The following is an 11698-nucleotide window of genomic DNA, read 5'->3' on the forward strand; positions in this document are numbered from 1 at the left end:
ACGGAATACTTGGGAGACGAATGGTTCGAGCTGACGAAGGCTTGCGCGGAAGAAGCGCAGAAACGGGGGGATGGAGGCCTGGCTGTACGATGAAGACCGATGGCCGAGCGGCACCGCCGGAGGGATGGTCACAGAGGAGCCGCGATTCCGCCGGAAGTTTGTGAAGATGCAGATTGTTCCTTCAGATCAAGCTCGCTGGCAGGATTCATGGATCGCCGCCTTCGCATGCAGGCTGGAAGACAACGCTTATTATGACGGTCGAAGATTAAGGGAAGAGGACTTGTTAGTACCTGTGACAGAATCAAGCGTGATTGCCTTCGAGATCGTCGAGATGGAAGCCGACAGTTTTTATAATGGACAGACCTATGTGGATACGATGAACCGCGAAGCCACGGAAGCATTTATAAAGATCACGCACGAACAGTACAAGAGCCGCGTGGGAGACCTGTTCGGGAAGGCAATCGCAGGCATATTCACGGACGAACCCCATCGCGGACCGCTTATGACCTCCTTCAGCATTACCAACGCGTCCCCTGAGTTTTTGCTTCCTTGGACGTATGAGCTGTTTGAACGCTTCTCTGTCAAATTCGGTTACGATTTGTTGGATCGGCTGCCCGAGGTGTTCTTGTTGCCGGAAGGTCGAAGGATCTCGCAAGTGAAATGGCATGTGGTGGACCTGCTGCAGGAGCTGTTTATCGACGGCTACGCAAAGCCGCTGGACGAGTGGTGCCGTTCGAACGGCTTGGTGCTAACCGGGCATGTTCTGCACGAGGATTCTCTTAGCGCGCAGACGGCCATGATCGGATCTGTCATGCGTTACTACGAGCATATGGCATATCCGGGCATCGATATCCTGAACGAAGGGAACCGATGCTATTGGGTAGCCAAGCAGTTGTCGTCGGTAGCCAGACAAATCGGGCGGAAGTGGCTGCTGTCCGAATTGTACGGCTGCACCGGCTGGCAGATGCCGCTCGAAGGTCACAAAGCGGTCGGGAATTGGCAGACGCTGTTCGGGATTAACTTGCGTTGTCACCACTTGTCCTGGTACACGATGGAGGGCGAGTCGAAGCGGGATTTTCCCGCCAGCATCTCGTTCCAGTCGGCATGGTGGAAAGACTATCGGACGGTGGAAACCTATTTCGCCAGGCTAGGAACGGTAATGAGCCATGGGGAACCGCAATGCGAGCTTCTGGTCATTCATCCGATCGAGAGCGTATGGTGTCAGGTCCGTGCCGGGTGGGCCGACTCCCTGGAAGCCAATACGCCGGAAATCCGGCTGCTGGAAACGCAATTCGCCGATGTATTCCATTGGCTCGCGGGCTCGCGGGTCGACTTCGATTACGGAGACGAGGAGATCATGCAGCGGCTGTCCGCGGTCGCACGGGATGAAGATGGCCATGCGGTGTTCAGAGTCGGTAAAGCAGTCTACAGAACGGTTCTGATTGCGGGCATGACGACGATCCGTTCTACGACATTGCGGCTGCTGGAGGAATTCCGGAATGCCGGAGGTACGGTTATCTTCGCAGGAGAAGCGCCTGCATACGTGAATGCCGAGCCCTCGAGCGAATGCCGGGAGCTTGCCGAGCAGTCGGTGCAACTGCCGCTGCTTGAAGAAGCGGTATCACAGATCGGGATTCATCTGCAGGGTAGGCAGGTGTCTGTATGCGACGAGCAAGGAAGGCCGATGGCCGACATCTTCGCGCAGGTTCGTAAAGACAACGAAAATACGTATGTCATTTTACTCAACATCAATCGAGAAATCGATTATTCGAACGTGAAAGTGCATATTCCGTATATCGGATGCGTGGAAGAATGGAACTGTATGACCGGAGAACGGTTTGCGGTGCCTTCCAAGCAGATTGGGGACTCGACACAACTTATCGCCGATTTCCCCCCGGCAGGCGAGCGGATATTCGTACTTGCCAAACAACAGGATGAAGAACTGCCACATCGGAGCAGCGTGCAGACTGCGGCGATATATGAACTCAAAGGCCCTTATTCGTTCACGCTTGATGAGCCGAATGTATGCGTACTGGATCGCGCTTCTTACAGGCTGGGCGAAAACGAATGGGAAGAGGCGTGCGAGATTTTGAAGCTGGACCGCAAAGTCCGCCAAGAACTCGGTTTCCCCTTCCGCTCGGGTGATATGGTGCAGCCTTGGCATGTCATTAAACATAAATCGCCGACGCATCATCTCGGACACCAATTAACGCTGGCTTATGACTTTTATCGACAAGGGGCAGCTGCTGTTGATTGCTGGCTTGCCGTAGAGAGACCGGAACAGAAAAACATTGCCGTCAATGGTGAAACGCTCACGTTGCAGGACAACACGGAATGGTGGGTCGACCCGGTATTCCGAACGATCCCGATTCCGGCGGCATATCTTCGGGATGGAGAGAACCGGATCGAGATAACGGTTGACTTCGACGCGGCAACGGACTTGGAGGCGGTCTATCTGCTCGGCCGCTTCGGCGTAGAGGTGCAGGGGACGAGAAAAACAATCCGCGATCTGCCGGATCGGCTCGCAATCGGCAATCTGGCGGACCAGGGACTGCCGTTCTACGGCGGGACAGTCAGCTATGAGCTGCCATACGATTCGTTCATCGAACAGGTCATGGCGCATTATGAATCGATCGGAGGATCCTCGATTTCATTGGAGATACCCGCTTACGAAGGTGCATGCCTAAGAGTGGGAAGCCCAAACGCGGCGATGTCCACAATCCCCTGGAAGCCTAATGTAACCGATGTTTCTGAAATCGTTTTCTCCAAAGCGCCGCTATGGCTGGATGTCGTTCTGACCCGGAGGAATACGTTCGGTCCGCTGCATATGGAGCCGATCTACAGTTCTTCATATGGCCCGGACCATTGGTTAACGGAGGGAGATTTCTTCAAGGAGCATTACATGCTGGTCCCTTCAGGGCTCATGCAGAGCCCGCGGCTTTTGTTGCAAACCCAGAAGGCATACTGAGGAGTGAATCGAATCGTGGTGAAGAAACCGATAGTAAGACGGATTGCAACATTTATTCTGCTGTGTCTGATTGTACAGGTTTTCCCTGTCGGCGTTACGCAAGCCGAAGAAAGCAAGGCATACAGCGAAGCGCCGACAGAATCCCATCTAGTTTCAAATGGAGCTTCTGTTAACGTGCTTAACGGCATGGTATTCCACGAAGGCGATCCGGCTAACTTGACGGACGGCAAGGCGGATACGCTGACCGGGGGCTATGGACTTGTCGACTTCTATGTGGACCTGGGACGTAAATTGCCTTTAACTTATGTGAATATTTCGTTCAGTCGGATGTGGGACGGCGTCAATACGGTTTATGTCTCGGATGATGCTCAGAGCTGGCAGCAGGTTATTGCCGGTTCAGGCAGTCAGTACGAGTATATCAAGGATACGGCCGCTACCAACGGAGAAACCCAGCCGAACGAGTTCGGGGCGCTGTTGCCCGAAGGAACCGAGGGGAGATATGTCCGCATATCGACCAAGGATTGGGCGAATTTTTATGAGCTGCGGGTGTATTCCTCACAGGAGGTTGCTGCTCCGAATACCGATTACAGCGAAGCGCCTTCCGGATTAAGAATCGTCTCCACAGGGGCTCAGGTTACCGGCTATAACGGCATGAAATTTAACGATGGCGATCCGGTTAACCTGACGGACGGCAATCCTGCAACGATGGCGGGGGGGCTACGGTCTGGTCGATATGTACGTGGATCTGGGCCGCAAGCTTAAGCTCGATTATGTAAAGGTGCTCTTCAACCGGATGTGGCACGGGACGAATAAGCTCTATGTGTCGGACGATGCCGTGCATTGGACGGCCGTCTTGAGCGGCAACGGGGCCGAGTACGACTATATGAAGGATAAAACCGCTACGGACGGAGAGCGTCAGCCGAACGAGCTGGGGGCGCTGCTTCCCGAAGGGACGGAAGGCAGATATGTTCGTTTGACGGCTCGCGATTGGGCGAACGTATATGAATGGCAAGTCTATTCTTCTCAGCCGATTGCGGCGGAGAGCATCTTGGTAAGAGGACCGGCGAAGCTTGAGGTCGTCAACGGGCTGTCCATGAAAATGAATGCCGAAGTTCAACCCTCTACGGCTACGGAGTCATCGGTTACGTGGAGCGTATATGCTAAAAACGGTTCGCCAGGCGCAGCGGTTATCGATCCTGCGACCGGTCTGCTGACTGCCAAGTCGCCGGGTATCGTAACCGTAGAAGCGACGGCTGCGGACGGTTCGGGAATAACCGGTTCAACCGACGTGGTCATTTTGCCTGAGGCGGAAGTGTGGCGAGAAATCGAGATGGCGTTCGAAAGCGGGAAGTCTTATGGAGATCCTTTCCTGGATGTGGACGTAACCGCTACCTTTACGGGACCGAACGGCGAGGTATTAACCCGGCCGGCTTTCTGGGACGGAGGGAATACGTGGAAAGTCAGATTTGCCCCTACTGCACCGGGAAAATGGAAAGTAACGACGGTATCGAACGATATCGGGGACGAAGGCTTGAATCGGACGGCGCCGGTCGCGTTTACGGCGGTGCCTTACGAGGGAACGCTGGAAATCTATAAGCGGGGCTTTCTAACAACCGGCGAAAACAAGCGTTATTTTATGTACCATGACCAGACGCCCTTTTTCTATTTGGGAGACACGCACTGGCTCATGCCGGACGAGGAATTTGAATCGTCCAATGTCGACGGCATCGATTCTCAATTCAAATATGCGGTCGACCATCGCGTCAGCCAAGGCTATACCGTCTATCAATCGGAGCCGCTGTACGCCAACGGGATCGGTCTGAATGTGGCGCGGGGCATACAATCGGACAGCTTGGCCAAGCTTGCGGATATCGACCGGAAATTTCAATATGTCGCGGATGCGGGGCTTGTACATGCGAACGCGGCGTTGACCTTCCATAGCGTGCTGAATGTGACCGATCCCGATTTGCTCCAGCGTTTGGGCAGGTACTGGCAGGCCAGGTACGGCGCTTACCCGGTATTATGGACGACGGCGCAGGAAGTAGATCCTCCCGTATTCAATAGCGACGATAAGTACTGGCACTTCGTAGCCCAGGGCATACACGACAGCGACAGCTACAAGCAGCCGCTAACCGCCCACATGGCGGTGGTGCCGACGTTCGAGACGACATGGGGAGATAAGCCGTATCATTCTTGGTTTGCGGCACAAATTTTGACCTTTACCAAGGAACTGTTTGCGTCCTATATGGCGTTTCCGATCATTAAACCGATCATCACTTATGAATCGGCTTACGAGCATAACGGGGTGACGTCCGATAAGGCGCGCACAGCGCCGTACATCGCATTCCAGAACGGCTCGTTCGGCTTCGGCTACGGCGCCCAAGGGGTATGGGCGATTCAGCATTCGCCGGACGACTGGTTCCACTATGGCCCTTATTACCGCTGGTTCGATGGGCTGCAAGCAACGGCGGGCAGCCAGATGACTTACTTTAAACGCTTCTATTCGGATATGGAATGGTGGAAGCTGACACCCGTGTTCAGCGACACCAGCTATGCGGACTTCGCGGCCGATGCCCAATCGTTCCTAAGTACGATCGGCAACCATACGTATGTCGCCTATTTCGCCGACAGCTCCAAGAAGACAGGGAAGCTGAAAAGGATGGGGAATACAACCTATAAAGCGCAATGGTACAACACGAGGACGGGCGAATATACGCTCATTTCCGATCAAGTGGTACCGATTAACGGGGGAGTGGATCGTTCCCGAGAAGCCGGACAAGCAAGATTGGATATTGCTGGTCGCCTCGGCCCAATCCGCCGTTGCACCCAAGCTCACGGTATCCAGCGAGAACAATGCGACAACGATTTTTACGCAGCATGGCAAACTTCAGATGACGGCGAATCTTGCCGGCAGCGACAGGACGAACGACGTGAACTGGAGCGTGGTCAATCCGGACGGCTCGGTTACCGATCTGGCTTCGATTGATGCGTCCGGTATGCTGACGGCGATGGACAACGGTATCGTTCGCGTCACAGCAGTTGCCAAGGACGGCAGCGGAATGGCCGCCTCCAAGACAGTTATTCTTGCCCGGCAAGACAAGAGCGAGCCTCCTGCCTTGGCTCGGCATATTACGATCAAGGACGGGGGCAACCGTCAACTGCTGGCTTACTTCGATCCTGACGATTCGCTCAATCAGTTGGTCGAATGGGCCGTATACGAGCCGGATGGCGTTACACCTACCGACAAGGCAAAAATCAGCGATATGGGCGTTCTTCAACTTTTCCAGGAAGGCGCAGTGAAGGTAGTGGCTACAGCGCTTGACGGCTCGGGCGTCAGCGGAGCCTACGATTACACGATCGCATTTAACGACGTCATCGTCAATCCGCTTTTCGAGGGGGCGACCGTCACGGCATCCACTACGGATTATGTTAACGACTATCGTCCGATCAAGGCCATTACGAGCCAACATGGAAATTGGACAGGGTGGACGTCAGGCCTGGACGAAAAGACCTCGTATGACAACCCGCAATGGCTTGAGGTTCAATTCAAGCAGCCGACGGCTTTCAATCATGTCGAGATCTATTCGACCAGCGGGTTCCAAATGAAGGACTTTGATGTCCAATATTGGGACGGAGGCCAGTGGCTTGCCGCTTTATTCAGTCAAGGGCAATGGATCGGAAGCGGTTAAGGCCCTGATTCCGGAGGTTTTAACGGAGAAGATTCGAGTTATCTGCTATAAGGGGGGATTCGCTGGGAATCGCCCGGGTCAGCGCGATCGAAGTGTACATGGATAGTGAATCTCATGATGCAAGACTGAAGGGGATTGCCGTTGACGGCAGTTCGCTTGCAGGGTTTGATTCGGGTAAAACGAGCTATGATCTCCAGCTTCCTGCCGGAACAACGGCTGTACCGGCTGTCACTGCAGCGTCCATGCATCAGAATGCAGAGGTCACGGTTACGCAGGCGGAGTCTACGACGGGTAAGGCCGTTATTCAAGTGACGGCGGAAGACGGGATCACGAAGTCTGTCTACGAGATTCGGTTCTCTGTCGCTTCGATCGTAAATCCGCAGCAGCCAGGATCCGGCACGGGAACGAATCAAGGGACGGATCCGGGTAAAGTGCCGGACCCGGATAAAGATCCGGATACAAAGCCTGACGATTCGGGCGTTAAAGTTACCTTGTCCGATGTGCCGGTCGGCCACTGGGCGGCGGACAGCATCCGCAAGGCTGCCGGGCTTGGGATCATAACCGGCTATAAAGACGGGACGTTTAAGCCTGATAGGGAAGTGAGCCGCGCAGAATTCATTGCCATGCTAGCTCGCGCGTTAAAGCTTCCGACAGACGGCGCTTCGGCTGTTACGTTTGCCGATGCCGGCAGTATCGCCAGCTGGGCGCAACCGTATGTCGCACAAGCTGCGCAGAACGGTCTGATCACCGGCTTTGCCGACGGTACCTTCCGCCCGCTGGCGACGATTAACAGGGCTGAGCTGTCGGCACTGCTTGTCCGGGCATCCGGATTGCAGGTGCCGTCAGATGTAGAGGCGTCTTCTCTTTCCTTTAACGACGTAGACCAGATTCCGAAATGGGCAGTACGTTATGCGGCGATCGCTGTGGATAAAGGATTGTTGCAAGGCGTGAGCGGCAATCGCTTCGACGCGACGGGGATCGTCACGAGGGCGCAAGCGGCGGTGGCTATCATGAGGCTCTTGAACGAATAATGATGAGCGCCTCGAACTTTTAGCAAACGGCAAAAAACCGTTCTTTGGTAAATGGAAGCGACAAGCAACCATCTACGAGAGGAACGGTTTCTTTGTGCTCTCAAAGAGCCAACATGGACTTCGAATCCGATGGATTTGGGAAGAAAACAATGGATTTGGCAACGAATATTGTGGAGTCTCTTGCACGCTGTACTTACGGACCAATATTTTCTAAAATAGGCATATCAGTCTATCAGTCATACGCGGAAGAGGAGAATAGAAAAAGATGAGCAATGTCAGTTCAATCGTAGATATTGGCGTCAACCTGATGCACCGTTCGTTTAATCAAGACCGGGAGGCGGTCGTCGAGAAGGCGATTGCGAGCGGCGTCACGCCGCTGGTCATTACAGGAACCAGTCTAAGAAGCAGCCAAGAAGCGGCACGCTACGCCGGGCAATATCCGGGCAAGCTCTATGCGACGGCGGGGGTGCATCCTCACGATGCCAAGAGCTGCAGCCCGGACACGATTCGGAAGCTCAGGGAGTTGGCCGCCCTGCCGCAAGTCGTCGCGATCGGGGAGTGCGGGCTCGACTACAACCGGGATTTCTCGCCGCGGGACGTGCAGCGCCGGTGGTTCGGCGAGCAGATCAAGCTTGCGATCGAACTCGATATGCCGCTTTTTCTGCATGATCGGGAGGCGCATGAGGACTTCATATCCATTCTGAAGGAGCATGGCGCGCCAAAAGCGGTCGTTCATTGCTTCACGGGAACCTATGCGGAACTGAAGGCCTATCTGGACCTGGGCTTCTACATCGGGATTACGGGCTGGATCTGCGACGAGCGAAGGGGCAAACCGCTGCGGGAGCTCGTGCGGAATATTCCGCTGGACCGCCTGATGGTGGAGACGGATGCGCCGTTCTTGACGCCGCGGGACCTGAAGGATAAACCGGCGGAGGGAAGGAACGAGCCCGCTTTTCTGTCGCACATCTTGCAAGCCGTGGCTCGTTGCATCGGCAAGCCGGCCGAAGAAGTGGCGAGGGCGACGACGGAGACCGCTAGAGAATTTTTTCGCCTAACATAGAAGAAGCGCCGGGCTTCCCTGACCGGCGCTTGTTCTTATTTTCTACGGTAGAACTTTTCCCAGTGGTTGATCCACGCTTCTAGGCTTTTGGCGCGTCTCCATACCCAGCGTTCGGTCTCCCACTCCAGGATCGCTTGCTGCTTGGTCCTGTAAAATCGATAATCGCAAATGTTCCAGGAGCAATACACTTTCCGATACCACTTGCCGTTTGCGATTTCGCCGTTGTAGCGACGAACCGCCTTGCTCGCCATTCGTTTGGCCAGATGCGTATAAGGAGTGGCGTGATCGTTGCAAACCGGCGTTTTCTTGAAGCTTCTGCTCATCTGTGCTCTAACCTCCTCAGGGGGAAGCTAGAGACCGTCGAGTATGACCATGTTTCACCTCTTTCGCGGAAACGCCATGTTAATTTCCCAGCAAGCTCGCCACATTCATCAAGCTATGAACGACATATTTCGTGCGAACATCCGCATCGATCGGTCGGCCTGCTCGATTGTAATGCATGGATTTGAGCTCGCTCATCGAGTCGTTTAACAGCGTATTGTAGAGATCAAAGAGAATCGCCTTGTAGCTCACGTACTACCTTCCGAAATGCGATGCTAGAATTTTCGTATGCGTATTATGATTATACCGGTGAACGGTTTGTTTGGAGGGGGGACTTTTGAGAATTATTTATGCGACTGAAACCGACTATGAATACATAAGGGAACATGATCGACATGTGTTGGAGCACTTAATTGCGCAGAAAATAAGGCAAAAAGAAATATATCTATTTAAATCGGACAATGATGACACGATCGGCTGGATGCGCTATGGATACTTTTGGGACAACACGCCGTTCATGAATATGATCTGGATCGATGAACCCTATCGCGGCAAGGGATTCGGAAGGACAGCTATACGCTTCTGGGAAGACGAGATGAAGCAAAAGGGCTTTCGGCTGGCGATGACGTCCACTTTGTCTAACGAAGAGGCGCAGCATTTCTACAGAAAGTCCGGCTATCGGGATTCGGGTTGCTTGCTGCTTGAGCGGGAGCCTTTAGAAATTATATTTACGAAAAACTTGTGTTAAAAGGAGTGAACGAGATGCCCGTAAGCAGTCATAGTCGCCAAGCCCATTCGCCTCAATACGCGGTCGCTAACTATCAGTTATTTCTCCCTCATGACTATTCCTCGACCGAATCGGATTATCCGATGATTTTATTTCTTCACGGCATGAACAGGCGAGGCAGCGATATTGAGCGTTTGGACGGGTACGGGCTTGCTTGGTTCGCAGAAAAACAACAACACTTCCCGTTTATCGTCGTCTCTCCGCAATGTCCGGACGACTCGGATTGGACGAAGGAATATGAGTTGACTGTCGCGTTGGTTGAAGACATTCAAAGGAACTATCGCGTCGACGCGAATCGGATATACGCAGCCGGATTCAGCATGGGCGGACATGGGGCCTGGGATTACGCTTCAAGGTCGCCGCGGCGGTTTGCCGCCTTTGTACCGATGTCCGGCTGGTTCGATCCGAGTCGAGCGGCGCTGCTCAAGGAGGTTCCCATCTGGACTTTTCACTGCGAGGATGACAATAAGGTTCCTGTGTCTGAGACCAAAGCAATGGTCCACGCATTGACGGCCATCGGCGCGCCGGTTCGGGCTACCTACTATACCGGATTGCGACACGACGCGAACAAAGTAATCGCAGAAACGTTCGGCAACGCCGCGTTGATCGCATGGTTATTAAACCACAAAAATACTGGGGGAGGGCGTGTCGCGATGATCAGCTTGGACGCAGATACGATCGCTCTATTTAAGCAATTTACGGACTGGACGGATACTTTGCGGAGGATCGACGAACGGATATGGTCGGGGCCTGTTGCCGAGGGAAAAGCGACCGTAGCGGAGATTATCGCGCATTTGCAGCATTGGGACCAGTATCTGATCGACACGGTCATTCCCGCCATTAAGCGGGGTGAAGGAGTGACGTTTCCGGCGTTCGATGCGTTTAACCGGATCGCGTATGGGTACGCCCGGTCGGGCGTAGCTCAGGATCGCCTGCTCGACGAATTCAAGCAAACGCGCCATGCGTTGGTCGACCGTTTGTTGGAGGAGCCCGAAGTTGCGGCAAAGTACGTAACGGTAAACGGCATCGAGACTTGCCCGCACACCGGAACGCCTTATTCGCTGCTTTACATCATCCATGAGTTTAACGATCACGACCGTCATCATCAGGGTCAGATTGCAGCGGTTGTTTGAGTCTTTGCAGGGGGGCGCGGGGACGGAGACAACAGGGGAGAACCGGCTAATTGTGCCGGATGCGGGGCGTGAAGTCCGAGATAGCCGGAATAATCGGCCATCTCGTCCGCTCGAAAGGCGGCCGCCCCGGATGCTTGCTCCGGTTTGTGCCGATAAGCGCAAAAGGGCGCTATCGGGGCCGGCGAAGCGCTGGAAAAGGTGCCGATAAGTGCAAATGGGCATTATCGGGGCCGGCGAAGCGCTGGAAAAGGTGCCGATAAGTGCAAATGGGCATTATCGGCGCCGGCGAAGCGCTGGAAAAGGTGCCGATAAGTGCAAAAGGGCATTATCTCGGCCCGCGAAGCGCTGGCAAGGGGGGCCGATAAGTGCAAAAGGGCATTATCGGCGCCGGCGAAGCGCTGGGAAGGGGGCCGATAAGTGCAAAAGGGCATTATCTCGGCCCGCGAAGGGCTGGCAAGGGGGCCGATAAGTGCAAAAGGGCATTATCGGCCCCGGATAAGGGCTGGAAAAGGTGCCGATAAGTGCAAAAGGGCATTATCTCGGCCCGCGAAGCGCTGGGAAAGATGCCGATAAGTGCAAAAGGGCATTATCGGCACCGGAGATGAGCGGAAAAACCGGCTAACTGGTGGCGAATGCGGGTGCAGTGAGTTTCGCGACTCAAGAAGGGAACCGCCCCCTCGATGTCGAAAGGCAAGAAAAGAGTCAAATT

At 54.4% G+C, this 11698-nt stretch carries 10 protein-coding genes; 8 read left to right on the forward strand and 2 right to left on the reverse strand.

Features of this window, described 5'->3' with window-relative positions:
• Positions 1-70 precede the first annotated feature (70 nt).
• From OMP40_RS15035 to OMP40_RS15060, 6 genes are all read left to right on the forward strand, one after another.
• A complete protein-coding gene (locus OMP40_RS15035) occupies positions 71-2968 on the forward strand; it encodes a hypothetical protein (RefSeq protein WP_277532393.1) in 2898 nt (965 codons plus the stop codon).
• 15 nt (positions 2969-2983) lie between these two features.
• Positions 2984-3730: a discoidin domain-containing protein gene (locus OMP40_RS15040; RefSeq protein ID WP_277532395.1), complete on the forward strand. Its 747-nt coding sequence runs from the start codon at positions 2984-2986 to the stop codon at positions 3728-3730.
• The gene (locus tag OMP40_RS15045) at positions 3702-5954 is read left to right on the forward strand and encodes an apiosidase-like domain-containing protein (RefSeq protein ID WP_277532397.1); all 2253 of its coding nucleotides are present in this window, start codon (positions 3702-3704) and stop codon (positions 5952-5954) included. Before OMP40_RS15040 ends, OMP40_RS15045 begins: the two co-directional genes overlap by 29 nt.
• Entirely contained in the window at positions 5899-6657 is a 759-nt protein-coding gene (locus OMP40_RS15050; RefSeq protein ID WP_277532399.1) for a discoidin domain-containing protein, read from the forward strand. The genes OMP40_RS15045 and OMP40_RS15050 overlap by 56 nt, the downstream gene beginning before the upstream one ends.
• Positions 6658-6755: 98 nt before the next feature.
• Positions 6756-7688, forward strand: coding sequence for an S-layer homology domain-containing protein (locus tag OMP40_RS15055; RefSeq protein ID WP_277532401.1), 933 nt, complete (start codon positions 6756-6758; stop codon positions 7686-7688).
• A 265-nt stretch (positions 7689-7953) separates the two neighbouring features.
• Complete coding sequence (locus tag OMP40_RS15060) at positions 7954-8748, forward strand: TatD family hydrolase (protein WP_277532402.1); 795 nt, start codon at positions 7954-7956, stop codon at positions 8746-8748.
• 35 nt (positions 8749-8783) lie between these two features.
• Here the strand turns inward: OMP40_RS15060 and OMP40_RS15065 are convergent, their stop codons facing one another.
• Together OMP40_RS15065 and OMP40_RS15070 are read right to left on the reverse strand one after the other, a co-directional pair.
• A complete protein-coding gene (locus OMP40_RS15065; protein ID WP_277532404.1) occupies positions 8784-9071 on the reverse strand; it encodes a hypothetical protein in 288 nt (95 codons plus the stop codon).
• A gap of 79 nt (positions 9072-9150) precedes the next feature.
• Positions 9151-9321: a hypothetical protein gene (locus tag OMP40_RS15070; RefSeq protein ID WP_277532406.1), complete on the reverse strand. Its 171-nt coding sequence runs from the start codon at positions 9319-9321 to the stop codon at positions 9151-9153.
• Between the two features lie 85 nt (positions 9322-9406).
• On the opposite strand from OMP40_RS15070, the gene OMP40_RS15075 reads away from it, so the two are divergent.
• Both OMP40_RS15075 and OMP40_RS15080 read left to right on the forward strand, forming a co-directional pair.
• The gene (locus OMP40_RS15075; protein WP_277532409.1) at positions 9407-9817 is read left to right on the forward strand and encodes a GNAT family N-acetyltransferase; all 411 of its coding nucleotides are present in this window, start codon (positions 9407-9409) and stop codon (positions 9815-9817) included.
• Between the two features lie 14 nt (positions 9818-9831).
• Positions 9832-10989: an alpha/beta hydrolase-fold protein gene (locus tag OMP40_RS15080; protein WP_277532411.1), complete on the forward strand. Its 1158-nt coding sequence runs from the start codon at positions 9832-9834 to the stop codon at positions 10987-10989.
• Positions 10990-11698 lie beyond the last annotated feature (709 nt).

The organism is Cohnella rhizosphaerae (assembly GCF_029525575.1).
GTDB classification, from domain to species: Bacteria; Bacillota; Bacilli; order Paenibacillales; family Paenibacillaceae; genus Cohnella; species Cohnella rhizosphaerae.

Excerpts from the sequence above, each read along its gene's own strand:
- OMP40_RS15055 (WP_277532401.1), top strand. The coding sequence starts at position 6,756 with ATGGATAGTGAATCTCATGATGCAAGACTGAAGGGGATTGCCGTTGAC.
- OMP40_RS15065 (WP_277532404.1), bottom strand. The coding sequence starts at position 9,071 with ATGAGCAGAAGCTTCAAGAAAACGCCGGTTTGCAACGATCACGCCACT.
- OMP40_RS15035 (WP_277532393.1), top strand. The coding sequence starts at position 71 with ATGGAGGCCTGGCTGTACGATGAAGACCGATGGCCGAGCGGCACCGCC.
- OMP40_RS15080 (WP_277532411.1), top strand. The coding sequence starts at position 9,832 with ATGCCCGTAAGCAGTCATAGTCGCCAAGCCCATTCGCCTCAATACGCG.
- OMP40_RS15045 (WP_277532397.1), top strand. The coding sequence starts at position 3,702 with ATGTACGTGGATCTGGGCCGCAAGCTTAAGCTCGATTATGTAAAGGTG.
- OMP40_RS15060 (WP_277532402.1), top strand. The coding sequence starts at position 7,954 with ATGAGCAATGTCAGTTCAATCGTAGATATTGGCGTCAACCTGATGCAC.